Genomic DNA, 26,187 nt, shown 5'->3' with positions numbered 1-26,187 from the left:
CCTAGGTAGCCTTCGCCTTCATTGGCATATCATCCGTTTGGCAATAGCTGCGGATAAAATCCATATGATTCGGCCACTTGGCAACGGCTGATTGCGTTGAGCTTTTTATATTTTCGAGGAACTGTTTCAGCTCGTCGTCACTCATGAAATCAACAATCGGGTGATATTGTTGAGGGAGTAACCCCTGCCCCAGGAGGACCTGGAACCAGGACGCCGTGTTAAACAATTCTTCATCCTTCTTGAAAAACTGCCCGCTTTGTGTGACCAGCTCCAGCCGATGCCGCAGGGAATCCGGAATCGTCATGGAGCGGCAGTGGCGCCAAAACGGCGCGTCTTTCCGGTCAGTCACATGATAGTGAGCGACGATAAAGTCCCGGATGTTCTCCATCTCAACTCGCGTTTGTGAGTTAAACTCGTCGACATTGGCCTGGACAATTGACTCGGAGGGAAACAGCTGTAGGAGTTTGATAATGCCGCGCTGAATCAAATGAATACTGGTGGATTCCAGTGGTTCAATAAAGCCACTGCTCAAACCCAAGGCCACGCAGTTCTTATTCCAGTGCTTGCGGCGTGTGCCCGTGAGAAAGCGGATCACTCGCGGCTGATTGATGGGCTCGCCCAGAACGTTTTTTTGCAGTGTCGCTATGGCTTCGTCGTCTGACATGTAGCGATCGCAATAGACAAGTCCATTACCGGTCCGCGTTTGCAGGGGAATGCGCCATTGCCAGCCACTGTCGTGGGCGATAGCGCGGGTGTAGGGCACATGCTCCTCATCTTGAGAGGTGGTCTGCATGGCGACAGCGCGGTTCATGGGTAGCCAATGGGACCAATCATCGTAGCCAGTGTGCAGTGCTTTTTCGATTAACAGCGCACGAAAGCCGGTGCAATCGATAAACAGATCGCCTTCGATCAGTTGGCCATCTTCCAAATTGAGCGAGGTAATAAAACCGGTATCTTCATGCAGATTAACGCGGGTAATCTTTCCCTCCACCCGCTTGACGTTAAAGGCCTCGGCCAGCTTGCGTAAATAGGCCGCGTAACGAGTGGCATCCAGATGGTAGGCGTGGTTCAGCTCTTGATTGGGCGCGACCGCAAAGCGCCCTTGCCGACAGGCGAGGTGCTCCTTGCAGTACTCACCAATATCCTCACTGAAGCCTTTTCGCAGACCTTTTACCCAGAAATGATGGAACTGTGCCGCCCAGCAGTCTTGCCCCAAAAAGCCAAACGAGTGAATGTAGTTTTTGTCTACATCCCGCCAATTCTCGAAGGAAATGCCCAGCTTAAAGGTAGCGTTGGTGGCGGCCATGAATTCGGATTCACGAATGCCTAACAAGCGGTGAAAAATATGCAGAGTAGGGATGGTGGCTTCGCCGACGCCTACGGTGGCGATTTCATCAGACTCCACCAAGGTAACCGTCAGGTGTTTACCCATCAGTTTGGAAATGGCTGCGGCGGCCATCCAGCCAGCGGTGCCGCCACCGGCAATCACGATACGGTTTATCTTTTGCGAAGACTCCACCACGGCACCTCAGCTTATACTTTTAAACGGTTTAGTAAATCAGCACGTAACTTGCGTGCGCTCAGTTCATCCATGGGCAGTTTGAGCATACCCTGGACTTCTTCGGGAATATTCTGAATGTCATCGGGGTCTGGATTAAACACGAAGTGATCAAACAGCGCCCGCCAGGCTTGGCGCTGTTCGTATGACAAGCCGCGTAAACTCAGGATGCCCAACAACAAAGCATTGGTGGGTCGCCCCATAAAGCCCGGCGAGTTGCGCCACCAATGGGTGTAGAGCACATTTAAATCGTCGAGTCCGTCCACATGGTGCCACCACATACCGGGCAGAAAAAGCGCATCTCCCGGTTCCAGCTCTGCCACTTGTGCGTGTGTCAAAGCCTCTTTGAATTTTGGAAATGTTTCGAAATCAGGCGCGTGAAGATCCACCATGCTGATTTCCTGTCCCCCTGGTGCAAATTCCATCGGGCCGGGATACAAATTGCTGACCTGGTCGGGAGGAAAGAGGGTAAACCGGCGCCTACCCACTACCGAGCAGGCAATGTTATCCGGGAAGTCGTAGTGCGCCGCGATTCGAGTACGATTGCCCGCCCATAGCAGTTTAATGGGTTTAAGGTGTTCCAGGCCGGCCGGTTGCTCCTCGCCGAACTGCGGAAACCAAGCCGATACATCGGTAGAGGGCATGTACAGTGCGCGTGGGGCTGCGGTACTGGTCTCGGCCAGTATCTCTTCCATAAAGGCTACAAAATCTCCGTTGGTAGCCTTAAAGTTAAAGCCCGTCATCTGCTCGTTATAATAGATTCGGCCCTTCGTCTCCGGGTTGCCGCGGCAGGTCGTTATGGGCCGTCCATTCCACACTTGCTTCAAATAGGCGATCGCGGCTTTGTCGGATTCCAGCCCGGCTTTGACAATAGGCCAGTCGGAACCAAAACCCCTCAGCACTATAGGTTGAGTGGAAGTTAGAATACGCTCATCCAGCGTTTGCGGAGTAATTCCTTCCAACTCGTTAACCCGTGTATGCACGAGACGATCTGACTGCATGCGAACAAGCCTCAATTGCCAAACGTGAAGGCGAAAAAGTTACTTCATCAACCTCTTGTTTTTTTCGGTAACCAGATAGTTGATATGACTTTGTGACGCCAACTGCATGTAAATGGGTTCCAAGAAACGGCGTTTATGTAGGTCTGCAATGGCCGCGTCGTCGAGCGCTCTTAGCTTGTCTTCATTGATGGTATGGAAGCCCACCAATTGGTGGGTAGTTTCGTCTACCAAGGTTACTTCGAGGGTAAAGGGCTCTAGCAGCTCAAATTCGACCAGTGCTTCAATGAACGCGTCCATTTCATCAAGGCCGGTGTGGATCGTCTCAAGGATGGTGGCGACGCGGTCAAGGTAAGGCGTATTGCCGCCGTACTCGCCAAACAATAATTCGCCCTCGGTGTCGCTAACCCGCGGGTCATCCATGTCGATATGGATAACGCGTTGAATAGCGTCCATGCCCTCTTGAGCAACACGCTGTTTGCCAATCAAAAAAGGCTTACGCAAGATGGTCATGGGGATGTATGGCGCATCCCACGTATTTCCGTTCAAGAACAGGTTTTCACCTTGTTCAAAACCAAACAAGGTGACGGCAATGAACTGTCCGGATTCTGGGGTTTGCTGGAAAAAAATGGGGTAACACATTTGTGCTGTACGAAACTCGCTAGGAAAAGTTAGGGCGTACCAGGTATCGTCGCCATACTTTTCGCCGCGTTCGGTAATAATTCGAAGGTTTTTGTGCTCAACGCTATTGAGCAAAACATGATTGGCCATCTTCTCTCCTGATGCCGGGTACACCCGGCGAACAACCTGAATGATTATTATTCTAAAAATGAGGCGTGTTGAACGCCTTTTTTAGGCGGAAAAATCACATAAATCATTGTACGAAAAAAGCCACTGGTTTCCCAGTGGCTTTTCGTTTACACCAGCTTAAGGAGCTCGCTTAGAAAGTAAAGCGAGCACCCGCAGCCCAGCGTGCACCGCGCTCAACATAGTTGTGAGTCATCTGAGGGTCACGACCATATTGACGGTTTGGCTCGTCAAGAATGTTAATGCCCTGGAAGAAGACCTGCCAGTAATCATTGATCTGATAAGAGGCATTGAGATCCAGCGTAGCAAACTCGTCGGTGTAGACCGGGTTAGGTCCTTCACGGAAGCGAGACTGAAGGTACGAATCACGCCAGTTGTAGGCAAGACGAACATTGATACCGTCTCTGTCATAGAAGCCGACGATATTCATGGTGTCACTAATGCCCGTGATGGCTTCCTGATCAGCCACGCGACAGATATCCATGTCATTGTCATCGCTGGCCTCTACACAGTAGGAGTCATCGTAGCTGAAGCGGGCGTTGGCCACGGTGTAGTTGAACACGGCGCCAAAGCCAGTTTCACCAAACATGTGCTGGACATTGAACTCAACACCTTCAACCACTTGGTCCCGACCGGCATTGGTGGGGCGCGTGATGTCAAAACGCATCGGATCGTTGCCTGGCCCACCAGAGATAGTTCTGGCGTCGGCATTCACATTGGGATCGCCGGCGTGGTTGTCAAAGATATAGCCGCGTATTGCAGCGCCTTGACCGCCAACGGATTCACGTGCTTCCTGAGCAATGCCACCTTGAGCTGGGTTGGTGAGACCAAACAAGCCTATCTCTGTCTCAACGACGGTAGAGATAAAGTTGGTGACGTCCTTCGAGAAGTAGTTGAGCGACACATAGCTGGCGTCGCCGTAGTACCACTCAATCCCCAAATCCAGGTTTCTAGACTCAAATGGTAATAGACCTGGGTTACCGGCTGAACCGCTGCCACCACCTTGGTTGGCACCACTGCCTACGTTAACACCACCCATGATGTCACCAAATCCACCACGTGCGATGGTTTTGCTGTAGCCAGCGCGGGCGATCAGGTTGTCGGTAAGCTCGTAGGACACATTCAGGTTAGGCAGGAAGTGATTGTAGCTACCGGTCTCGGTCAAACTTGTAACACCAGCGCTCTGCAGAGTGATTTCAGTGTCCGCTGTCCACACCGCGCCGTCGTAGGCGGTCAGGCGTGAAGTAGAAGTTACGTCCGTCTGCTCCCAGCGTAAACCTAACTGAGCGCGGAAGCCGGCGTCATTCTCGTAGTTGTACTGACCGTACAAAGAGGTGGTTTCTTCGTTAGTGAAACGGTTTTGTGCACCACGAGCTTCAGTGTCAAGCCCTGAAACATTCTCACCGCCTGTGTCGTAGTCGGTGGGGGCGGTCAGGTTTTCTGCGGGTACGCCCAAGTTGGCAATGGCGTCAGCGCGACCGTCAACCATGTCCCACATAAAGAAGCGATCCAGACGATCCTCAGAAAGGTTGGTGCCGTCAGCCAAAACACCGCCATTATCCAGGCGAGATGCGTCGCTGAAGTTGCCCATACCACTGAACTGATCCAGGATGCTGGCAGGGGTAAAGAAAGCATCGGGATCACCGAAGTGTCCTACACCACCCCAGTCATTACGGCTTACTTCGGCGTAACGGCGATGGTTGTCGGCATCGGTGAACTGCACACCAAAGTCGATGTTGTGGTTTTGATCGAACTCAAAGTTACCACCAATGCGGACCTGGGTGATTTCCTGAGCTTCGTTTTCGTTTTGGAAGTAAGAACCGGTCAACACCATATCGCTGGGCTGTACCTGGTTGCCGCCACCTACGGCCAAGGTCGGTACATCGGTAGTAAAGTCACCAGCAGCAGAGGAGCGAACAAAAGCTGCAGTCGACAGACCGGTGTTAGAACCCAGAGGGCTGTCAGGAGTACGTGAAGCCTCAGAGTGGGCCAGGTCGAATTCCATGTGCAGCTGGTCGTTCACTTGCCACTCGAAGTTGAAGCCAACGGCGTCTGTCACCCATTTGCTGGCTGCATTACCGGCCGCCATGGAGAAGTCTTCTGGGCAGAACAGGTTACCATTGCGCTCTACAGTGAAGCGGAACGGGCTATCGCTACACAGAGTGCCTGCTTCATCACCGCCGAAGTAGGTTTCAGTATAGATTACAGGTGTTGCCACAGTGCCGTCGTTGAACACGTTCTCTGAAGGCGCAAAGGTAAACCAGGCAGAGGCTTCGTTAGACTGGCGAGCTACGGTACGCTCAAAGCGGTTGTAATCGAAGGTGGCCGTCATATTCTCGTTAGGCGCCCACTGCAGTACCAGGTTGCCGTTCAGGCGCTCGCGCTGCTCTTCGGTAAACACGTAAGTGATAGTTTGTGGTACACCGTAGTGAGTGCGTGATTCATCAAGGTCGGTGGGGTCTGGGCGATTAACTTGCCCTTCTCTCGGGATACCGCCCCAAACGGGCTGCGCATCACCTTCACCAGACCAGTCTTGGTCTTGACGGGCATCAAAGATGCGCCAGCCGGTGCCGACTTCAGAGCGGCGGTTACCGTCGTCACGCTCTTGATAGCTCAGGGCCACAGCCACACCGATGGTGTCATCAGCAAAGGTATTGGAGAACAGGCCAACGATTTCAGGCGTTACGCTGGCATCGCGAGAAGAGCTATCATAGATACCCTTGCCGCTGATCAAGGCAGTCATGCCAGGGCTGTCTAGCGGGCGCAGAGTTTGCAGGTCAATGGTGGCACCCATGCCGCCGCTGAAAAAGCGGGCATCGGAGGTTTTGCTAACATTAACCGCGGTGACCATCTCGGCTGCGATGTTGGCGAAGTCAAAGGAACGACCACCGGTGGTGCTGGCAATGGAGCGACCGTTTAAGGTAACCAGGTTGAAGTCTGGTCCCATACCACGAACGGTTACCTGGCTACCCTCACCACCTTCGCGACTGATCGCTACACCGGTGATACGCTGTAGCGATTCGGCCAGGTTTGTGTCGGGCATCTTACCGATATCTTCGGCGATGATGGAATCAACCACGCCGCGGGAGTCGCGACGAATATCCATTGAGCGTTCGAGGGACGCCCGGATACCGGTCACTACCACCTCTTCCAGCATCGGCTCTTGCGCAAGTGTCGCGCCACTAAAGCCCGTCATCGCGGAAGCCACCGCGGACGCGATTAGCGTTTTCTTAAAGTTGCTTGTCTTGGACATGTAGCCCTCTCCTTTACATTATGATTAGAATCGTTTCCAGTTAATGGAAATCCATCCGACCGCTCACCTGTTGGGTGGTGAACTGACGGACAACATCACACTGCCAATAGCACTGCGAATTCTTTTGGGATGATCATTGCCATCCTCATGTCATGTGCCAATAAACCTCGGCTAACGCACAGTTTTTTGCTCAGCGGTATCGACCTATCTTTGAGGTTCACGTCGCTTCGCATATGAAACCGGTTTCCTAAAGTCGATGAAATCAGCACATACCAAATAGGGAATACTGCATACGGTCGTTAATTACGCCTTACAACCGCAGAGAATAATAAAGAAAGTACGGTAGACGTACGGACACCTAACTGCTGCCGCAAGACGGCCCATAGCAGAGGTGTGGGAGGGGTCTAATTAAGGATCTAATAGTAGCCATGGTTGCTCTCCTATATCGGTCAGGATTGGGCCCGCCAATATTTATCTTTTAATAACATCGATCAGGATTGGGCCTGCCGACATTACCACTTAACTCAAGCCGCTAAAGCCTAGCCTTGCAGGAACGCACTGTTACCCTAGTTGGCTCGTAGAGCAGGCCCTTCAAGGGCTGACTACATCTGGCCAGCGGTAGCTGCATTACCCTCTAGCGGGGCTCAGCAATACTACTATTAATACTACTGTTGGGTACAGTGCGTACTCCCAAAGGATAAGACGCACCCGAATATACACCAGATATTTTCGAAAGTCTCCCTCGTGCACCACACGTTTAGCGGCTTGCGAGAGGGATACAGCCCAAATTGAGCGCTTTTTAACCAATTTGGGTTCGTTGCAGGAGACGGTGAAGCTCGCTGGGGAAGTTAGGGCGAATTGCGGCCATTCGGCTCGATAGGGTCTGGGGCCTGAATAGGCAAGGTTTTCGCTCCTGGATATCGACTCAACCACTAAACAAGCCGAAGCCCAGAAGAACTTGCACTAGGGTGGCGTTCGCTATGTCGATAAAGAAGGCACCCAGCAGAGGTATCACCAGGTAAGCCTTGGGGCTGGGCCCGAAGCGGCTGGTTAGGGCATTCATGTTGGCAATCCCCACCGGGGTTGCGCCCAGGCCCATACCTATGAAGCCGGCGCTGATACAGGCCGCGTCATAACTGCGCCCCAGCATGGGGAAAATCACCCACACAGTAAAGACCGTAATCACCAGCGCCTGCATTAGCATTACCAGGCTGATCATTCCCAGCGCACCCTGCAGTGACAGTAGTGGCAAACTGATTAGGCTCATGCCGAGAAACAGCTGTAAGCTTAAGTCGCCAGCTAGCTGGATCGGTCGATGATCTACTTCCACCTTGAACAGCTCCAACGCGTTGGTAACCAAAATACCGAGAAACATCGCCGTCAAGAATGCCGGCAAGCGAATTCCAAACCCAGACACCCATTCATACACGGCCGCACCCAGAGCAAAACATAAGGCAATAAGCAGCACAGCGGTCAGTAAGCTATTGAGCTCAATCATATAAGTGATCCTCTTGCCCACGTCTACATGGGGCAATTCCGGGTCATGTTGATCCGATGACAAATGGTTGCGTCGAATCAGGTAAGCTCCCACTGGCCCGCCTATGAGGCCGCCGGTTATCAGCCCAGCAGTGGCGAAGGTCATTCCCAGTGAGGTGGCGTTCTCCAGACCGAAGTGCTCTTCAAACAGCTGCCCCCAAGTGATCGCCGTACCGTGGCCACCCGCCAGGGAAATACTTCCGCCGATCAGGCCATAAAGCGGTCGTTCCCCCGCCATCAACGAAAGCAACGTACCTGTCAGGTTTTGGAATAGCAGAAACACCACCGCCAAACCGAGCATAACCGCCAGCATCTTTCCACCTTCCAGCATTTGTCTGAGCCGGGCGGACAAGCCGATGGTGCTAAAGAAGGCGATCAGCAGGAGATCCCTCAGTTGCAGGTCAAAGCGAATGTCCCAGCCGGAGCTCAGCTCAGCGATAGCCACCAGCGCACTGATTGGCAAGCCCCCGGAGACCGCGGGAGGGATGTTGTATTCATGCAAGAAGCGGATGCGCTGATTGATGCGGTAACCCAGCCACAATGCAACAATTGCCAGCGCTAGCGTGATGGGGGTATTGATCAGTAGGGTGGGGTTGTCGTGCATAGCGAGTCTTTGAAGTTCTTGAGCTCATGCCGCAACGGCGACAACGCGTTGTGTTTCCTTGCGCTGGTACTTTCACACTCTAATAATATTCAGCTCTAGCGCCTCTTGCTGCCGCAGTTGCTGACTCTTTAGCTCGTCGCGCTGCTCTTCCAGCTCTCGCAAGCGCTGCTCGCTCTCTGCCTCCAAAAGCTCCGTTTGCTCCTTGAGCTTTTTGAGGTCAGCATCCTCTTGTTCAAAGTTACTTGCGTGATTATGCTCAAGGGCTTTTAGGTAAATGTAAGAGCTTGCCAGGCTTCCCGTGGCGACCCCTAGTGTAATGACCAGAAACAAAAGAAACCACTTCACTTTACTCCCCTCCATGTGATGCCAGCCTTTCCTTTAGCGTGCCACTCCTGTGTACCCCATACTTTCCTGGTACACAAAGTTGCGACGTCAGAGAATACTGAAACAATGGAAATAGGCTGTCAAGCACCGCATCTTGGCGTGCTGGGGACGCCAGAGTGGAGGCGGAAGCGAAGACGCTATTTCATTTTAGTTCTTTTCAAGTTGGCCTTCTAAATCGCGCGTAGCCATGTTTCTCGGCAGAGAGGTTCATCAGTATCATCCTCTTCGTAGCCCCTGACTCTATAAACGCCCGTCTTCTTCAACCTAATTTACGGCGGCGATATTCTCAAAATACATGTCGCAGTTTTTGGTCTTGTTTCTGGCGCCTCCTTCCTCAAGATCAAAACGCGGGCTCAAGCATATAGAGGAACCTTTCGGTGCTTCGTCTGCCTGTAATTTAAACCATGCTTGTATTAAAGGTACTCTTAGAGGATCGTTCCGATGGATAAGCTGCCGCCAAAGCTGATCGACCCTCTGGCTAAGTCCGGACGAGTAATTGGCCTTGGCCGTGCACTGCTAGGACTGCCCCTATTGTGATTCGTACCCAGGCTCCTCAACAGGTTCTCTTTGTCGCCGCTTCTAACGCTCAAGGAATGGAGGTGTTAGAACCGACTGCTCATGAGGTGCGCACTACGGGGCTAATGGTTTCCATCGTCACGGAAGTGGATGTGGTTGAGCAGTTAAAAAGTGCTTCAGCGGCGGCGGAAGAAGTTGCAGTGGTGGTCTTCGGGCCTGGCGTCAATAAGGTTTTGCCTCTCGCAAGACGAGTACGCAGCCTACTGAGGTTGACTCACTTTGTCTTTGTGCCGGATTCCAGACAGTTTGGGGAATTGAAGCACAAGCTAAGTCGAGCGCCCATGATCGGCGCTTGGTCGGTTGTAGAGTTTGGATATAGTTCTCTCCCGAAGCGGATCGTTGAAGCAGCGAACAGTGTTCGGCGACGAGCACAGCTCCGTACTACGCTCGACCGGGCCAATGTTCAGGTCGCTACCCCCAAGCTGATCGATAGCCACGACTATCGACGGCTGGTGATTTCCGAACACTGTCTCAAAAGTCTTCTTTCCCAAGTCCATGAGTCCATCATATCTTTAGATTCGACCGCTAAAATACTCTATTGGAGTGACGGTGCCGAACGAATGTTTGGCCTCCAAGCTGAGCAGGTGGTAGGCCGGACCGTAGACCACCTGTCGTTTTGGAGCGATACCTTAGCCGACTACCTTGATCAAGTGCGTAACGGTGAGAGGGTCATTACCACGAGTTCGACTATTCCGACGCCCTCGGGCCTCGCCCAGGTCGAAACTATTATTTCCAGCGTCTGCGACGATACCGGTAACCTGATTGGATTCTCCCTATTCATGAGCGATGTCACCGAACGCAATCAAGCGCTCGAAGCGGAACGCGAGGCACTCCAGAAGCAGGAAGTGGTCGTCCATGAAAAAGAGCAACAGCGCCGAGTGTTTGAGTCTCTGCTGTCCGCAGCGGAGGACCAGAGTTATGTGCTCGATCTCGAAGGTCGCTTTCAGTATGTCAACCGCGCTTTAACGGAACAGCTTGAAGTGGATCTGGATCAGGTCCTTGGGAGGACATTCTATGAATTCGGGCTTGAACTCGGCTTTGATGTCGAACAAGTCGAGAAGGTATGCGAGCATACGCGGGAGGTCGCCATAACCCAAAAAAGGATTCGCGCCGACGTACCCCTAACCACCCCCTCCGGTAGGCAATGGTTTTTCGAATACATTTTGGTTCCGGTTGTTGACGAACGAGGCCAAATAGAAGCCATTGCCGGTACGACCCGGGACATAACGGACCGCAAGGCAGCGAGTGACCGGGTTTGGGCGGAAGCCAATTATGACAGCCTAACCGAACTGCCAAACCGGCGCTTGTTCCGCGACCGCTTAGAACTTGAAGTCAAACACACGCTGCGTAACGGGACATCCTTGGCGCTCTTCTTTGTCGACCTCGATCATTTCAAGGAAGTAAACGATCTTTACGGCCATGACGCGGGGGATGCTTTGCTCAGTCAAGCGGCAGCGCGCATCCGCGCCAATGTTCGTGAATCCGATACGGTGGCTCGACTTGGAGGAGATGAGTTCACGGTTATTTTGACTGATCTGGAGGATAGTGCCCACGTCGAAGTCACGGCACGGAAAATACTTGATGAATTGGCTCGTCCATTCAACGTCCACGGCAGTATCTGCCATGTGTCGGCTAGTATCGGCATCACGCTTTATCCTACGGATGGCGCTAAGCCGGACGATCTGATTAGAAACGCTGACCAGGCCATGTATGTGGCCAAGCATTCAGGCCGAAGCCGGTTCAGTTTCTTCACACGTAAACTTCAAGACGCCGCACTGAAGCGGTTACGGTTGCAGAAAGATCTTCGTGAAGCGCTGAATGAAAAGCAACTTAGGCTGCATTTCCAACCGATTATCAGTCTGGCTGATGGTGAAATCGTCAAAGCCGAAGCCCTGGTACGCTGGGAGCACCCCATCAGAGGCCTGCTGCTCCCGAGCGAATTTATCGCACTGGCAGAGGAGAGTGGGCAAATCACCGAGTTGGGTAACTGGGTTTTTACCGAGGCCGCAAACTGTTCCAAAAGGTGGAGCCAGTTGCTCGGACGAACCTTCCAAATCAGTATCAATAAATCGCCGATTCAGTTCGAGGAGCTTGGCCACAGCATGGATTGGACAGCTCACCTCAAAGAATTGGAGTTAGCCGGTAGCAGTATCTTAGTCGAAATTACCGAGGGGGTAATTTTAAACGCGACGCCGACAACTTCCGACAAACTCCTTGAACTTCAGGAAGTGGGTATTGAGCTGGCTATCGACGATTTTGGTACCGGCTACTCCTCCATGGCCTATCTCAAAAAATTCGACGTCGACTACCTTAAAATCGACCAATCCTTTGTCCAGGATATAGATAAAAACGTAAACAGCCGCACGATCGCTGAGAGCATCACGGCCATGGGGCACAAGCTCGGAATAAAAATTGTTGCCGAAGGCATCGAGACAGAGGAGCAATATAAGTGGCTTCGCTCGATGGGTTGCGATTATGGTCAGGGCTATCTTTTCTCCAGGCCAGTTCAAGCCGATCAGCTTGAAGAACTTTTGAGAGCAGGTCGCGTAACGCGTCCGTTGGGATTCTCAAGCTCCAGCGTCAACGCTCGGGAGCGGCCTTTAAGCCACTGAGAAACAGAAAAAGCCCGTCTGGTTTTACTACAAAGATTAGCCATTGGAGCAGAGGAGGTAGTTGTGCAACACTAGTCCAAAGCGCTGAGTTCTTGATCAATAAAATCGAGAAAAACGCTCGGTCGGTTGGTCGCAGGTCTGCCTCCGGGCCGCAAGCTTAGCTAGGATGAGAGAGCTCCCTACTCGAGCCTACGCCAAACCTCGTACTCTACCCGAACGTCACCTTCCCAGCGTGAGTTATACCAGTATTCGTCTTCGACTTTTGTGTCAAAGGTGAATGTGGTCCCAGGCGCTTCATCGAATGAGTTGTATTGCAAAGTCTCGATGTACTTGCCGTTGACGATTTCATAAGTACCGGTGCCAGAGGCCCAGAACTCATTGCCCTTCATGGACGTAAAGCTAAAATGAGAGTTGGAAATCATTTTCAACGATTGAAGTTCAAGCGCTTCGTAATCCAAAAGCTCTCCCTCCCCATCGATGTATTCCCCGGAAACGAGTTCCCAGACTCCCGCAAGGTCATTTGCCGCCGCTGTGGCGCCAATAAAAAGAAAGTAAACCAATAAAAATATTTTAGCCATAAGTTGCGCGCTCCCACCAGAGGTAGCTTAAGATCGGTGTAGATTGCCGCAGATTAGGACAAATTACCATCCTCATCGAAATTGGTCGCTTAAGTGGCTTGATATTTCAACGACGAAGGCCGCCACTCATCATTGACAGGAAATGGCTGGCCAGCAGATAGGCCTGATCTACCGTGCCGGCCAGGTTCTCCGACTCCTCAAGTGCACTTTCACTGTTCTCTACTGACTGATCGCCCAGCGCCAACAAGTTTTGCGACTGCATGCTTGCGCTACGGCTGAGCATAGTTTGCTGTTCGGTAGCACTCGCTACTTCTTCAGAGTGGTGGGCGATAACATCAATATCCTTCAGTGTGAGATCGATGCTGTGGCGGGCCTCTTCGGTAATGCCGAGGGTGTTTTCTGAGGCTTGGGCACCGTTTTTGATGGTGGTTACCACTTGTTGAGTCACGTCCTGCAAGGTACGGATAATCGCGGCGATTTCCTCCGTCGAGGTATGTGTTCTGCTCGCTAGCGCCCGTACCTCATCCGCCACTACCGCGAAGCCACGGCCGGCGTCTCCTGCGCGGGCCGCTTCAATGGCCGCGTTGAGAGCCAAGAGGTTTGTTTGCTCCGCAATATCAGAAATAACATCCAGCACCATGGAAATCGCTCCGCTCTTGGAGGACAGATCCAAAACCCCGACTTCCGCCTCCTGAAGACGAGCGGAGAGGTCGCTCATGGCTGAAGCCATGTGCTGCATTTTGCTTTTGCTGTCCGTGGCAGAGGATTTGGCCGTGCGAGTGGCGTCGTGGGTAACCGTTGTTAATTCAGCGACTCGCGAAACGCTCTGGCTTAGTTCTTCAAAGGCGTTGGAGATGTTGCGTACTTCCGCCTGCTGGCTGCGAATGGTTGTCACAGAGCTGGCCACCCAATTAACGGTGCGCACTTTACGGGCCTCAAGCTCACCCACATTGGAGTGCATACGCGCGGAGATGGCGCGAACGGTAGAATCTCTCTTGAGCCGGTCAAACATGAGCCACGCCGCATCGTCTCTTCGCCCGGTGTAGATGTACGCCGTCACGGGGTGGGAGACATTGCGCACCGCTTCGATTTGTTTAGCCACCGAGCGTGTTCCGAGGAAAAAGAGACCGAAAAGAACTGTCGCCAGAGCGGCGCCGGTCAGTGCCCAGTCCCAACGCCCTAAGGTGCCACCGAGCACGGAAAAGACAATAATGATCGCGGCCCAACACCAAACGGCCCGGGCGTGGGTGGACGGAGCCACAGCCTGATACTTTCGCGGTAGATCGCCTTGTTTCCAAGTTTTGTAGACACGCTCCGCGCGGGCAATCTGTTCAGGGGTGGGGCGGGTGCGTACCGATTGATACTCGACGACTTTGCCGTTCTGCTGAATCGGGGTAACGAAGGCGTCCACCCAATAGTAGTCGCCGTTTTTACAGCGGTTCTTGACCAAGCCTTTCCAGGATTGCCCCGCCTTGACGGACTTCCACAGGTCTTCAAAAGCACCTGGCGGCATGTCCGGATGCCGAATAATGTTGTGGGGCTCCCCGAGCAGCTCATCTTCGGTGTAACCCGCAACCTCAAGGAAATCCTGATTTACGGCGGTGATCCGGCTGCTGAGATCGGTGGTGGTGATTAGGTGCCAGTTGTCGGGGTACTGAGCCTCCCGCTGGGTGACAGGTTGGTTGTTGCGCATGTGAGAATTCTACTTTTTGGTAACTAAAAGGAATAAATAATAAGTTTATTTAGTCCGTAAAGGGATAAAAGGGCGTAAAACAGTAATTTATACGTGGGGGAAGGGGAGGTGGATCACGTCTACTAGGCACCGCAACAAAAAAAAGGCCACTCGTGTTGGTGGGCTTCGTTGTTTGGTGGACGACTGCATGGATTCAGGAGGGGCTGGCGTTCCAGCAACGCGGGAGCCTGGAGAACGTCGACGACGCTATGGCCGACCTGGTTCCCAAGGTCGCCCGGTCGCACAAGGTCCAGCACGCCCTGTGCAACGGTTTCGGTTTTGGCGGTGTAAACGCCGCCCTGATTGTTAGCAAGATATAAGTGCGTTGACTGGCGCTGTCGCTCTGGCTGCTCAGGCATGTAGCGCATTTCCGGCCACTCGATTATGCGTTCGGGATCTTCGCCTGCGGCAAGGTGCTTCACCAAGCTCAAGGTGGGCACATTCCAGGTGTCCGCTTCTGCGGTGATATTGACAGACCAAATCCACCAAACCGCTGCCGAAGAAGCCATTTAAAAGGCCACCCATTTGAGTGGCCTTCGTTGATTGGTAAGTTCGCCATGCTACCGATGTCTCCATGGGCCCGGGGCGCGCCAGTAGTAATTACTTATCGTGCCCGGCGCTAAAAAGACACCGAGAAACTCCGCCAATGCAGAGCATACCTCAGCCAAGTTCTCTGGGACGCCTGGGGAGTCCAGACGCCGGTGAAACGCATTCCACTGTGACTGTTTATCGACTACGAACCTTCCTTCAAAGGGTAGGACGCTAGGTCGGTCTGTGCCCCGGTGCAGGAAGGTCTGGTGAATTGCCTCACCCAGAATGGCGGCATTGAAGTCAAACCGCCGGGCCAGCAGCCAGATATCGTAAAAGTCTTTCATGCGGCTGTTCAGGCCACCTAACTTGACCATGGCCTCAAACTTTTCCGCAATGGCGCTTTCGCGGCTATAGCAGAGTAAGTAGGGGGCGGGGAAATCCAGCAGGGTGGGGAAATGCTCGAGGCAGGCGTCGGGCACCAGAGCATCGCCAAAGCCGATGTCCAGTTGCAGTGGGATGCGGGCGCCGCTGAGCTTGGCTTCCAGGCGGATGCGTAGGCCTTGGTAGTCAGCTTCCTCAGTGATGACCTCTGTGCGCAGTTGGGTTGCATCGTACTCCATGCCGTCGTCCGCCACCGGGGTGTGAGTGATCTCGGCAATTTGCGCGGCGATAGCGTCTGGCTGATTCGCGGTTCTGCCCAGCATATCGATATCCATCGTGGGCCGCGCCTCGGGGGCTTGCCACACACGCAGCATTAGCGCCCCTTTAAGAACAAAACGTTCATTGTGGATGGATTGGCTCAGGCGGTATAGAAACCGCTCCATGGCGTAGTATTGCAGCAGCTCGTTAAAGGGCCGCTTTTGTTGCCGGGCTTGGTTTAACAGGCGCTGTCGAATGGAGGCGGCGATATTGGTTTTGTTTTTGCTCATAGTGGTACTTCCCTGTTTAGGTGCTTTACAGTCCCGCCTCCAGGTAGGGACGCATGACATTTTCCACTCGGCAGATTGCTGCGTAATGCAGTATATCGGCAGGCTTGATCTTGCAGCGGGTCTTATACAGTTGAAGGGCCTCCAGGGCCACGTCCTGCCCGATTTTGTGCCGAAACTTGAAACAGTCGGCCAGGGTTTTCTCCGGGTTGTACACCCGTAGGGGCGTGCTATCCACGCTCACCGTGGTAATACCTGCCTCGAAGGCCGCCTCGGCAAAGCGATAACCCTGTACCGGCGGGTAGTCCAGATCGGGCAGGCGGTCGCGGCGGCTGACCGCCAGGTGGACCCGTTGGGGAATTTGGGTGGTAATGCCATGCCAGGCGAGTGCCGAAACCAGGCACAGTACTGCCTTGGGGTAGCGGCTGGCCACGGCCACCAAATCCGGCTGGTCGATGGGGGGCAGCTCGGTCAAGCGGTACAACCCCCGGCTAATGGGCTCAATCACCCCAGCATCGCGCAGGCGGTAGAGCTGGTAGCGGTTCAGGCCCGCCGCCAGCGCCTCACTCATGCGCATCTGCCCGCCGTGGGCGCGAAATACCGCCTCGGGGCTTGGGCTGCCTGTGTCAGACATAAAGTTGCCACTTGTTAATAAGTGGTAATACTATGTCTGGTGTTGGGGGTTGCGTCAAGGGGCGAGGGGCACTGGCGGAGTGGCTAACGGGGGACACTCTTTACTGCCTCCAAACAACGAAGGCCCCCGTTTGGGTGGCCTTCGTTGTTTGGTGGACGACTGCATGGATGCAGGAGGGGCCGGGCTGGCGCTCCAGCAACGCAGGGAGCGCTTGCCGAGGCGGGGTGCGTTCGACCAATAAAAAACCCCCAGATCTTGCGATCTGAGGGTTGTTTATTGGTGGAGGCGGGGGGAGCTACTCGCCTCTTCGAGGCTCGCCCTGCGGGCCGCCCATTCGGGCGTTGTCTCCGCTTGCTGCGCAAGCTCCGGCTGAACCCCGCTACGGGGGACACTCTCTACTTGCCACCACAAACAAAAAAGGCCACCCGTGTGGGTGGCCTTCGTTGTTTGGTGGAGGCGGGGGGAGTTGAACCCCCGTCCGCCAGTACTCCGCTCGCGGCTCTACATGCTTAGTTTCCGTTAATTAATTTAGCAACTTACAGCCCAACGGGCAGGACGTAAGTCGCGATCCTGATAGAGTTTTAACGGATCCACCCCAGGCAGGCTTCACCGCGATCCAGTTCTATATGACAGTCAATAACGCGGTACTGGCACCTTGCTATTGACCGCTAGCAGGTCTTAAGCTGCTAGAGCGTAGTTGTCGTCGTTGGCAACTATAAAGTTACAGCTTTGGATTAACGTGATTCGCTGCCATCACGACATGCACCTTGAGTTTTGTTACCGGCGTCGAATCCAAATCGCCCCCGTAAACTGGGGGTAACCGGTGCTCAGGCCCAGTGCGGACCTGGCTCTACATGGACTTTGGGGCGAGCCCAAAGTTCCACTGCACCGCCATTGTAGGCGGGTGCAGTCGGAGTGGCAAGTTGTTAAATCACGCCTATTTGCAATATGGCGGTGGCGATGGACAGATAAATCAGGATTCCACAAATGTCGGCAATGGTGGTGATCAGAGGCGCACTGGCCGTGGCAGGGTCCATGTTGAAGCGGTTGAGCACAAACGGCAACAGCATGCCGATCATGCTGCCGATCACGACCACCAACAAGGTGGACAGCGAGACCACCAGGGCCACATCGTAACCGCCGCGCCAAAGGCCGATGCCCCAGATGGCGGCGCCCATGGTCAGGCCCAACGCAAGGGATACGCTCAGCTCCTTGCCCCAGAGTTTCAGCCAGTCGCGCGCGTGAACGTCGCCGGTGGCGAGAGCGCGCACCATCAAGGTGGCGGCTTGGGCGCCAGCGTTACCGCCGGAGGCGACGATCAACGGCAGGAAGAACACCAGCGCTATGACCGCCTCAATAGTCGCTTCGAAGTGAGCGATGCTCGCGCCGCCAAACAAATTCATAAAAACCAGCAGCACCAGCCAGCCGATTCTTTTGCGGTACAGCAGTGCTGGGCTGGCATCGCGCAGACTCAGGCCCACAGCGCCCATACCACCGATTTTGTGGAAGTCTTCGGTGTTTTCTTCTTCCGCCACGTCCATGACGTCATCCACCGTGACCACACCCAGTAGCGCGCCATTGGCGTCGACCACGGGTAGGGCGGTGATGTCGTAGTGCTGGATTAGGCGTACAGCTTCGGTGCGATCTTCGGACGCAAAAATGCTCACGGGCTCGCCGGAGACTAGCTCCTCCACTTTGCGATCCGGGTCTTCCAGCACCAGGCGTTTCAGACTGATGGTGCCCTGCAGCCGGCCTTTGTGATCCGTAATGTAGAGGGTGTTGATGGTTTCCTGATCGTCCCGGTGCCGGCGCAAGTGCGCTATGGCGGTACCCAGAGTCCAGTATTCGCGCAGGGTGATAAAGCCGGTGGTCATCAGGCGACCGGCACTGTCTTCGGGGTAGCCGAGCTGTTGCAGCGCGTGTTTGAGTTCGCCGGGGCTTAACAGCTTAAGCAGTTGCTCCACCTGGTCGGCGGGCAGGGCTTCCAAAAGGGTGGTTCGGTCATCCGGTGAGAGGTCGCTCATGATCAGGCGGCCACTCTCATCGTCCAGTTGCTGGAGGAGAAGGTTCTGGCAGTTCAGGCTCAGGTAGGAAACGATGTCCGGCCAGCTTTCCTTGGGCAGCTCCTCCAAGGCGCGAGCGACGACGTCGGGCTCCAAGCCGTCCAGTGCGGCGGCGATATCCTGCACATGCATGTTCTCGGCATGCGTAGCAACTTCGCTCCAGGTTTCGTGTTGGATGAGATCGCGCATGAGCGCGCTATCAGTCTGCTCCATAATTCCCCCACCTTGGCATGCCAAAATTTTAGACTGCCTGCCAATGTAGCATAGCGGGAGGGGCGCGTAAATGATTGATTCTATTGAATAATCGCGAAGGAAGACCCGGTGCCGTTAAAAAGTTTTTGCTGTGAAGGCACCGAGTCGGGGCAATGGCTAAGCCTAAAGTGGTTGGGTTAAACGCTCAAGTAAGTCTTGATGTGATCATCGTTTAGGTCCGTCATGGCACCCGTGGCCACCATGCGCCCACGCTCCATAATAAAGAAATCATCGGCCACTTTACGGGCGAAAGGTAACTTCTGTTCCACCAACAGTACGGTTAACCCCAGCTCGTTGTTCAGTTTGCGAATCACCTCACCAATGTCGCGCACAATATTGGGTTGTATCCCTTCGGTGGGTTCGTCGAGGATCAGCAGTTTCGGGTCCAACACCAGGGCGCGGCCAATGGCCAGCTGTTGTTGCTGGCCGCCGGAGAGGTCGCCACCACGGCGGCTGTGCATGTCTTTGAGCACGGGAAACAATTCGTAAATGTGTGCCGGAATGCGCCGCGCGCCATCGGAGCGAGCCCCCAGGGAAATGCGTAAATTTTCCTCCACGGTAAGCAGCGGGAAAATCTCCCGGCCCTGAGGCACGTAACCGATTCCGGCTCGAGCGCGGTTTTCTGTGGAGGCGCGGGTAATATCTTTGCCATCCAGATGTATGGTGCCGCTGCGCACCGGCAGCAAACCGGTGATGCATTTGAGCAGTGTGGTTTTACCCACACCGTTTCGCCCCAGCAGGCAGCCACAGGTACCGCTTTTCAGGTCAAAGTCCAGGTCCCACAAAATGTGGCTCTGGCCGTAGTATTGGTTAACGTTTTCAATCTTGAGCACGGGACTCTCCAGTACAACGTTCGATTTCACTTTTCATTCGGTGCGCGTTGGCGCCATTACTCGCCCAGATAAACTTCCACTACTTTGGGGTTGTTTTGTACCTGGTCCATGGTGCCTTCCGCCAAAACCGAGCCCTGGTGCAGCACGGTGACCTTGCGGGCAATGGAGCGCACGAACGCCATATCGTGTTCCACGACGATTACGGAGTGTTTACCTTCCAGGGAGGTAAGCAGTTGCGCCGTGTGCTCTACCTCTTCACCGGTCATGCCGGCCACCGGTTCATCCACCAGCAGCACACGCGGGCTTTGCATTAACAGCATGCCGATTTCCAGCCACTGTTTTTGCCCGTGGGACAGCGCCCCCGCCAGTTGATGGCGGTGTTTAGGCAGGCCAATTTGATGTAGCACTTCATCGATGCGATCGCGCTGCTCGCCAGTGAGATCCTTCAGTAATGTGCTCCATACCCGCTTGTCGCCGGCGATGGCCAGCTCCAAGTTTTCGTATACGCTTAGCGGTTCAAAAACGGTGGGCTTCTGAAATTTCCGGCCAATGCCGCCACGGGCGATTTGATGTTCGGAAAGGCTCAACAAATCAATCTGTTGGCCAAAATAAACCGTACCCGCATCGGGCTTGGTTTTGCCGGTGATCACATCCATCATGGTGGTCTTGCCAGCGCCGTTGGGTCCGATAATGCAACGTAATTCGCCGTCATCCACATAAAGGTTCAGATCATTCAGCGCTTTAAAGCCATCGAAGCTGACGGTTATGCCTTCCACATAAAGGACCGGGCCGTGGCTGGTGTCCAGATTGGCACCAAAGTTAGGGTCCCGTTTAGGGATGGCTCGGTAGCCGAACTCGCGGGCTTGTCTGATAAAGCTCATTGGTTGCCTCCGCTTTTGAGTTCTGATTCATCGTCTGCTTTCTCTTCCTCCTCCGGAAGCTCGTGTTTGAGCTTGCGGCGGAAGCGGTTAAACAGGCCTACCAAACCATTCGGTAGCAGCAAGGTCACCAGTACGAACAAACCGCCGAGAATGAACAGCCAGGCTTCTGGTGACCAGGAGGTGAAAAAGGTTTTCGCGTAGTTTACGGAGAAGGCGCCGACGATGGCGCCAAACAGTGTGCCCCGGCCACCCGCCGCCACCCATATCACCATTTCAATGGAGTTCAGTGGGGAGAATTCACCGGGGTTGATAATGCCCACTTGGGGAACGTACAAAGCGCCCGCGATAGCGGCAAGCATCGAGGAGAATACAAACAGCCACAGTTTGTAGGACTCCACTTTGTAACCACTGAAACGGGTGCGGCTCTCCGCATCGCGAATGGACAGGATGACTCGCCCCATGCGCGAGGTAACAATGTACCGGCAGGCCATATAAGCGAGAATTAACATCACCGCGGAGGTGACAAACAGGCCTACCCTTGTACCTTTGGCACTGATACTGAAGCCTAGAATCTCTTTAAAATCGTTCAGGCCGTTGTTGCCACCGAAGCCCATCTCATTGCGAAAAAATGCCAGCATCAATGCGTAGGTCAGTGCTTGAGTGATAATGGCAAAGTACACACCGGTGACGCGAGAGCGAAAGGCGAGAAAGCCAAAAACCAAAGCTAGCAAACCCGGCACCAGCAGCACCATCAGCATGGCGAACCAGAACATATCAAAGCCCTGCCAGTACCAGGGTAGGGATTCCCAGTTCATCACCACCATAAAATCCATCAGCTCGGGATGGCCGTACACGCCCCGGTCGCCAATCTGTCGCATTAGGTGCATACCCATGGCGTATCCGCCTAGGGCGAAGAAGGCGCCGTGGCCCAGTGACAGAATGCCCGCATAGCCCCAGATAAGGTCCACGGACAAAGCCAGTAGCGCAAAGCACAAAAACTTGCCCAACAATGCCACCATGTAGTTTGACACGTAGAAGGGGGAGTCTGGCGGTACGGCCAAGTTGAGTATGGGAATGAGGAGTGTCGCCACGGCGATAATGCCCAGTACGACCATGCCGCCGCGATCACTCAGTAATAGACGTTGCATCAACATAAAAGTGGTCTCAAAAATACAGTTCGTTCGGGTGCGGCGGGGCAAGCCCGCCATCCGTTTGCTTGTGCTCGCTTAGTCGGCGGCGGCGCGGCCCTTCTGCGGAAACAATCCTTTGGGGCGTTTCTGAATGAACAGGATGAGCATGATCAACACCATGACCTTGGCCAACATGGCGCCCGCGTAGGGCTCAAGGAAGTTATTGATTAAACCCAAACTCATGGCGCTTACCAGCGTGCCCCACAAGTTGCCCACGCCGCCGAACACCACCACCATAAAGGAATCGATGATGTAGGCCTGACCCAGATTGGGGCCGACGTTGGTGATCTGTGACAGGGCCACACCTGCAATGCCGGCCACGCCCGAACCGAGGCCAAAGGTCAGTGCGTCCACCCAACTGGAACGTACACCGACGGCGCGCGCCATAGCACGGTTCTGAGAAACAGCGCGCACTTTCAAGCCCAGCGAGGTGCGTTTCATCACCAGCATCAACGCGGCAAACACCAGAAGACCAAAAATGAGAATGTATAGCCGGGTGTAGGTAATGGAGAGCACCGGATTAATGGTGAGCACGCCGCTGATCCAGTCAGGCGAGCTGACGGAGCGGTTCAGTGGTGTGAACAGGGTGCGCACCGCCTGCTGCAGAATCAGGCTGATACCAAAGGTGGCGAGCAGGGTTTCCAGTGGTCGGCCGTACAAAAAGCGGATCACGCCCCGCTCAATGGCAATCCCCACTAAACCGGACACCACAAACGCGGCAGGAATCGCGATGAGCAGGCTCCATTGAATCAAATCGGGGAACAGTTGCTGCACCATCCAGGTGGTGTAGGCGCCGATCATAATCAGTTCGCCGTGGGCCATATTGATAACGCCCATTACGCCGAAGGTGATGGCCAAACCGATGCCCGCAAGCAGCAGTACGGAACCCAGGCTGAGGCCAAAAAATACGGTTTCAATAAAGCGAAAAAAGCGCATCTTACCGGCGATGGAGTTAAGCGCGTTTTCGGCCGCGGTGCGTACTTCCTCGTCAGGGTCATTTTCTGACAGTTGACGCAAGGTGTTGCGTGCTTCGCGCTCTAGGGAGCCCCTGAGTATGCTAATGGCTTCCAAGCGGCGCGTCGGTTGATCACTGCGTAATTCGTAAAGTGCCAGGGCTGTGGCTATAGCGCCATTAACCCGAGCTGCAGATTCGATTCGTTGTCGGTCTTGGAGGAGCGTAATCGTGTCTTCATCCACGCCGTCGCGAATCATGCGACGCACGGCGTTGTAGCGCACGTCCACGCTTTCATCGTTGATGCTGAGCTGTGCCATAAGAGTACGCAGCTGGCTGCGCAGGCGGTTGTTGATACGCACCTGCCGCAGTTCGGCCACCGTCTCGTCGAGTAATGGTGCGCCGGTGAAAAATTCTGTGGTGGAGCCGTTGTTGTGCCGGATAGCAATGGTGGGTGGCTCGGAGCGGTCGGCGTACAGGTCGCCACTACCCAGTGCGTCGAACACGTCAACTACACGCGGGTTGTCCAGTTCGGTCAGAGCGTCAACAGCTTCGCCCATTTGTCGCAGGTTGCCTTGCACAAGTTGATAGACCAGCTCTTCAAAAGTAGGAGCCTCGGTAACCTCCGCGTTTACTGCAGCCTCATCCTGTGCATGGAGCGTAGCGCTGCAGGTGATGGCAAAAACAAAAAACAGGCAGAACCTCGAAAGCGAGCGCCATAATGTGTGGTGGCAATTGTCGGTCATAAACCTGCCTCGTGAAATTTAGCGTTGAGCATTCCCCGCCCGTAGGCGGGCGGGGAAAAGTTACTACTGAGTTAGTCGCGCATGGCGGCCGAACCGATACACTGTTTGGTCTTGGTGTTGTAGTTTCCGCAGTTGATGGGAGCGGTCCAGTCAGCGATCAGATCTTTACTGCCTTCCAGGTAGTTGGACCAGGCGTCGCCGGGAACCAAATCTTCGGTTTCCCAAACTACGAAGTACTGACCGTCTTCCTGAATTTCACCAATCAATACCGGCTTGGTGATGTGGTGGTTGGGCAGCATGCGGCTGACGCCACCGGTGAGGTTAGGTACTTCTACACCAACGATGCTGTCGATCACTTTGTCGGATTCAGTGGAACCGGCTTTCTCAACCGCTTTCACCCACATGTTGAAGCCAATGTAGTGTGCTTCCATCGGGTCGTTGGTAACCCGGTTGGTGTTACCGATGAAGTCGTGCCATTGCTTGATGAAGGCTTCGTTCTCAGGCGTTTCCACGCTCATGAAGTAGTTCCAGGCGGACATGTGGCCGACCAGCGGGCTGGTGTCCATGCCAGACAGCTCTTCTTCACCCACAGAGAAAGCCACTACGGGAATGTCCTCAGAGGAAACACCCTGGTTACCCAGTTCGCGATAGAAAGGCACGTTGGCATCACCGTTGATGGTGGAAACCACGGCGGTGGGCTTGCCGGTGCCACCGAAGCGTTTGATTTCCGCAACAATGTTCTGCCAGTCAGAGTGGCCGAAAGGCGTGTAGTTGATCATGATGTCAGCATCGGCCACGCCGTTCGCTTTCAGGTAGGCTTCCAGAATGCGATTGGTGGTGCGCGGGTATACGTAGTCAGTGCCAGCCAGAACCCAACGCTCGATGCCCATCTCGTTCATCAGGTAGTCCACAGCGGGGATGGCTTGCTGGTTGGGCGCGGCGCCGGTGTAGAAAACGTTGCGCGAAGACTCTTCACCTTCGTATTGAACCGGGTAGAACAACAGGCCGTTCAACTCTTCGATCACTGGCAGTACCGCCTTACGGGATACGGAGGTCCAGCAGCCAAAGATAACGTCAACGCCTTCCTGCTCAATCAGCTCGCGAGTGCGCTCAGCGAACAGGGGCCAGTTGGAGGCAGGGTCAACAACAACCGCTTCCAGCTTCCGGCCCAGAAGGCCGCCTTTTTTGTTTTGTTGCTCTACCAGCATTTCCACCGTGTCTTTCAGGGTGGTCTCTGAAATTGCCATGGTGCCGGACAAAGAGTGCAGTACGCCCACCTTAATGGGGGGCTTGTCTGCGTGGGCGGTTAGTCCCGTCATTGCCAGTGTGCAGGCGAGGCCTAATGCCGCAATGGGCTTGAAATATTTCGTAAGCTTCATAAGTCGATCTCCGTTGATTATTACGCTACAAGTTGTTGAATAAATGACCTCTGCGCCCGGGGAACGCGGTTGAGGATGACTCCCTGATCACTCTACTTCTGAAGAAATCTTCGTCCTGAAAATTCCTGGTGTTTATTTACTCGGCTAGCGAATTGCTTTCGTTTTTTACTAGATCAGTGACGGCAGTTGCTCGTAGGTTTCGGGCCGTAAGCCTTGGTTTTGTCGTGCTTCGTGCAGCATGTGTAAGGTGATTTTGCGCACTTCCGCTTTACTTTCTTCAATGTGTGTTTTCAGTAACCGCTGTGCGTCGTCGGGCCGACGTTTGATGATGGTGCGCAAAATCTTGGCGTGTTCTTCGTAGGTGGCCTCGACTCGCGGGCGCTGGGTAAAATCAATGCGTCGGATAATCCTCAGGCGCTCGGTAATATCGTGGTGAATGCGAGCCATTTCAGCGTTGCCGGTGGCCGCCACCAGTTGCACATGAAAAGTTTCGTCCAAAGCGCACACCGTGGGGCCATCCTTTAACCGATCCTCGGGCTCCACCAACCAGATGCGTTTCAACTCGTCCAGCCCGGTGGCCAGTTCCATTTCACACAGTCGACGAACGGACGCCATTTCGAGCACGATACGCACGTCATAAAGTTGTTCGAATTGCTCAAAATCAAAAGGCCGCACTTGCCAACCGCTGCGGAAGGAGACTTCAACAAACCCTTCGCGCTGCAGACGCATAAGCGCTTCCCTGACTGGGGTGCGGCTGGCCGCTACACGTTCGGCCACTTCGTTTTCGGTAAACCGGTCGCCGGGCAGCAATACGAAGTCAAAAATCTCACTTTTGATGGCGAGGTAGATTCGTTCGGTCAGGCTTTGGCGATCTTTCTTTTTCACGGTTTAGACCTCAATACTCATGTTTCGGGGTTCGATCCGAGACGCCGGCATGGCGAACCCCACTGCGGGACACGCTGTGAATACATCCCTGTAAGCTCGACGTCGGCATCCCTGCCTCCGACGGTCCCGCAGTGGGGTTCGCCACGCCAGCTTAGTGCCACCCAACAAGTTTTAACCCCGAAACGTGAGTTACCTATTTGCCAGCAGGTAGGTTCCTGTCTGGCTAGCTTCATGAGTCTTGCTCCGGTGCATCTTGTATGCAGTCTTGTATTCAGCA

19 protein-coding genes and 1 other RNA gene are annotated in these 26,187 nt (G+C 54.2%); 1 reads left to right on the top strand and 19 read right to left on the bottom strand.

All coding sequences use genetic code 11. The annotated features are described in order from the left end of the window. Position 1 precedes the first annotated feature (1 nt). The 6 genes from RBH33_RS04195 to RBH33_RS04170 form a co-directional block, all read right to left on the bottom strand. Complete coding sequence (locus RBH33_RS04195; RefSeq protein ID WP_306730879.1) at positions 2 to 1,519, bottom strand: tryptophan halogenase family protein; 1,518 nt, start codon at positions 1,517 to 1,519, stop codon at positions 2 to 4. Between the two features lie 14 nt (positions 1,520 to 1,533). Continuing rightward, positions 1,534 to 2,559, bottom strand: a complete 1,026-nt coding sequence (locus RBH33_RS04190; protein ID WP_306730878.1) for a cupin-like domain-containing protein — start codon at positions 2,557 to 2,559, stop codon at positions 1,534 to 1,536. A gap of 39 nt (positions 2,560 to 2,598) precedes the next feature. Continuing rightward, positions 2,599 to 3,327 carry a SapC family protein gene (locus RBH33_RS04185; RefSeq protein WP_306730877.1) on the bottom strand — a complete coding sequence of 243 codons (729 nt, stop codon included), beginning with the start codon at positions 3,325 to 3,327 and terminating at the stop codon, positions 2,599 to 2,601. Positions 3,328 to 3,496: 169 nt separating this feature from the next. Continuing rightward, positions 3,497 to 6,616 carry a TonB-dependent receptor gene (locus RBH33_RS04180; RefSeq protein WP_306730876.1) on the bottom strand — a complete coding sequence of 1,040 codons (3,120 nt, stop codon included), beginning with the start codon at positions 6,614 to 6,616 and terminating at the stop codon, positions 3,497 to 3,499. Between the two features lie 925 nt (positions 6,617 to 7,541). Then, entirely contained in the window at positions 7,542 to 8,756 is a 1,215-nt protein-coding gene (gene gltS, locus RBH33_RS04175) for a sodium/glutamate symporter (protein WP_306730875.1), read from the bottom strand. Between the two features lie 72 nt (positions 8,757 to 8,828). Continuing rightward, positions 8,829 to 9,101 (bottom strand): hypothetical protein, encoded by a 273-nt coding sequence (locus RBH33_RS04170; RefSeq protein WP_306730874.1) that lies wholly within the window; start codon positions 9,099 to 9,101, stop codon positions 8,829 to 8,831. 572 nt (positions 9,102 to 9,673) lie between these two features. On the opposite strand from RBH33_RS04170, the gene RBH33_RS04165 reads away from it, so the two are divergent. Further along, entirely contained in the window at positions 9,674 to 12,328 is a 2,655-nt protein-coding gene (locus RBH33_RS04165) for a sensor domain-containing protein (protein ID WP_306730873.1), read from the top strand. 179 nt (positions 12,329 to 12,507) lie between these two features. On the opposite strand, the gene RBH33_RS04160 is transcribed toward RBH33_RS04165, so the two are convergent. The 13 genes from RBH33_RS04160 to RBH33_RS04100 form a co-directional block, all read right to left on the bottom strand. Next, positions 12,508 to 12,906, bottom strand: coding sequence for a hypothetical protein (locus tag RBH33_RS04160; RefSeq protein WP_306730872.1), 399 nt, complete (start codon positions 12,904 to 12,906; stop codon positions 12,508 to 12,510). A 106-nt stretch (positions 12,907 to 13,012) separates the two neighbouring features. Beyond that, positions 13,013 to 14,599, bottom strand: coding sequence for a methyl-accepting chemotaxis protein (locus RBH33_RS04155; protein WP_306730871.1), 1,587 nt, complete (start codon positions 14,597 to 14,599; stop codon positions 13,013 to 13,015). A 122-nt stretch (positions 14,600 to 14,721) separates the two neighbouring features. Beyond that, the gene (locus RBH33_RS04150; RefSeq protein ID WP_306730870.1) at positions 14,722 to 15,147 is read right to left on the bottom strand and encodes a hypothetical protein; all 426 of its coding nucleotides are present in this window, start codon (positions 15,145 to 15,147) and stop codon (positions 14,722 to 14,724) included. Between the two features lie 51 nt (positions 15,148 to 15,198). Continuing rightward, positions 15,199 to 16,098 (bottom strand): nucleotidyl transferase AbiEii/AbiGii toxin family protein, encoded by a 900-nt coding sequence (locus RBH33_RS04145; protein ID WP_306730869.1) that lies wholly within the window; start codon positions 16,096 to 16,098, stop codon positions 15,199 to 15,201. A gap of 25 nt (positions 16,099 to 16,123) precedes the next feature. Beyond that, positions 16,124 to 16,729, bottom strand: a complete 606-nt coding sequence (locus RBH33_RS04140; protein ID WP_306730868.1) for a type IV toxin-antitoxin system AbiEi family antitoxin domain-containing protein — start codon at positions 16,727 to 16,729, stop codon at positions 16,124 to 16,126. A 448-nt stretch (positions 16,730 to 17,177) separates the two neighbouring features. Beyond that, positions 17,178 to 17,534, bottom strand: a transfer-messenger RNA (tmRNA) gene (gene ssrA, locus RBH33_RS04135). Between the two features lie 121 nt (positions 17,535 to 17,655). Continuing rightward, positions 17,656 to 19,005: a magnesium transporter gene (gene mgtE, locus RBH33_RS04130; RefSeq protein WP_306730867.1), complete on the bottom strand. Its 1,350-nt coding sequence runs from the start codon at positions 19,003 to 19,005 to the stop codon at positions 17,656 to 17,658. A gap of 176 nt (positions 19,006 to 19,181) precedes the next feature. After that, positions 19,182 to 19,877, bottom strand: a complete 696-nt coding sequence (gene urtE, locus RBH33_RS04125; protein ID WP_306730866.1) for an urea ABC transporter ATP-binding subunit UrtE — start codon at positions 19,875 to 19,877, stop codon at positions 19,182 to 19,184. 56 nt (positions 19,878 to 19,933) lie between these two features. Continuing rightward, positions 19,934 to 20,758 carry an urea ABC transporter ATP-binding protein UrtD gene (gene urtD / locus RBH33_RS04120; RefSeq protein WP_306730865.1) on the bottom strand — a complete coding sequence of 275 codons (825 nt, stop codon included), beginning with the start codon at positions 20,756 to 20,758 and terminating at the stop codon, positions 19,934 to 19,936. Beyond that, positions 20,755 to 21,912 (bottom strand): urea ABC transporter permease subunit UrtC, encoded by a 1,158-nt coding sequence (urtC, locus tag RBH33_RS04115; RefSeq protein WP_306730864.1) that lies wholly within the window; start codon positions 21,910 to 21,912, stop codon positions 20,755 to 20,757. The genes urtD and urtC overlap by 4 nt, the downstream gene beginning before the upstream one ends. 72 nt (positions 21,913 to 21,984) lie before the next feature. After that, the gene (gene urtB / locus RBH33_RS04110; protein ID WP_306730863.1) at positions 21,985 to 23,646 is read right to left on the bottom strand and encodes an urea ABC transporter permease subunit UrtB; all 1,662 of its coding nucleotides are present in this window, start codon (positions 23,644 to 23,646) and stop codon (positions 21,985 to 21,987) included. A 71-nt stretch (positions 23,647 to 23,717) separates the two neighbouring features. Beyond that, positions 23,718 to 24,965 carry an urea ABC transporter substrate-binding protein gene (urtA, locus tag RBH33_RS04105; protein WP_306731270.1) on the bottom strand — a complete coding sequence of 416 codons (1,248 nt, stop codon included), beginning with the start codon at positions 24,963 to 24,965 and terminating at the stop codon, positions 23,718 to 23,720. 228 nt (positions 24,966 to 25,193) lie between these two features. Beyond that, on the bottom strand, positions 25,194 to 25,910 hold the full coding sequence (locus RBH33_RS04100) for a GntR family transcriptional regulator (protein WP_306730862.1): 717 nt from the start codon (positions 25,908 to 25,910) through the stop codon (positions 25,194 to 25,196). Positions 25,911 to 26,187: the final 277 nt, after the last annotated feature.

The sequence above is a fragment of the Marinimicrobium hydrolyticum genome, assembly GCF_030848505.1.
Lineage (GTDB): Bacteria > Pseudomonadota > Gammaproteobacteria > Pseudomonadales > Cellvibrionaceae > JAVDDU01.
Note: the sequence above shows the minus strand (reverse complement) of the source record. Positions and strands in the feature narration are given on the sequence as shown.

Coding starts and splice junctions, on each gene's coding strand:
- urtD (WP_306730865.1), bottom strand. CDS start 20,758: ATGAGCTTTATCAGACAAGCCCGCGAGTTCGGCTACCGAGCCATCCCT.
- RBH33_RS04190 (WP_306730878.1), bottom strand. CDS start 2,559: ATGCAGTCAGATCGTCTCGTGCATACACGGGTTAACGAGTTGGAAGGA.
- RBH33_RS04155 (WP_306730871.1), bottom strand. CDS start 14,599: ATGCGCAACAACCAACCTGTCACCCAGCGGGAGGCTCAGTACCCCGAC.
- RBH33_RS04145 (WP_306730869.1), bottom strand. CDS start 16,098: ATGAGCAAAAACAAAACCAATATCGCCGCCTCCATTCGACAGCGCCTG.
- RBH33_RS04180 (WP_306730876.1), bottom strand. CDS start 6,616: ATGTCCAAGACAAGCAACTTTAAGAAAACGCTAATCGCGTCCGCGGTG.
- urtB (WP_306730863.1), bottom strand. CDS start 23,646: ATGACCGACAATTGCCACCACACATTATGGCGCTCGCTTTCGAGGTTC.
- RBH33_RS04160 (WP_306730872.1), bottom strand. CDS start 12,906: ATGGCTAAAATATTTTTATTGGTTTACTTTCTTTTTATTGGCGCCACA.
- RBH33_RS04140 (WP_306730868.1), bottom strand. CDS start 16,729: ATGTCTGACACAGGCAGCCCAAGCCCCGAGGCGGTATTTCGCGCCCAC.
- urtC (WP_306730864.1), bottom strand. CDS start 21,912: ATGTTGATGCAACGTCTATTACTGAGTGATCGCGGCGGCATGGTCGTA.
- RBH33_RS04185 (WP_306730877.1), bottom strand. CDS start 3,327: ATGGCCAATCATGTTTTGCTCAATAGCGTTGAGCACAAAAACCTTCGA.
- gltS (WP_306730875.1), bottom strand. CDS start 8,756: ATGCACGACAACCCCACCCTACTGATCAATACCCCCATCACGCTAGCG.
- urtA (WP_306731270.1), bottom strand. CDS start 24,965: ATGACGGGACTAACCGCCCACGCAGACAAGCCCCCCATTAAGGTGGGC.
- mgtE (WP_306730867.1), bottom strand. CDS start 19,005: ATGGAGCAGACTGATAGCGCGCTCATGCGCGATCTCATCCAACACGAA.
- RBH33_RS04150 (WP_306730870.1), bottom strand. CDS start 15,147: ATGGCTTCTTCGGCAGCGGTTTGGTGGATTTGGTCTGTCAATATCACC.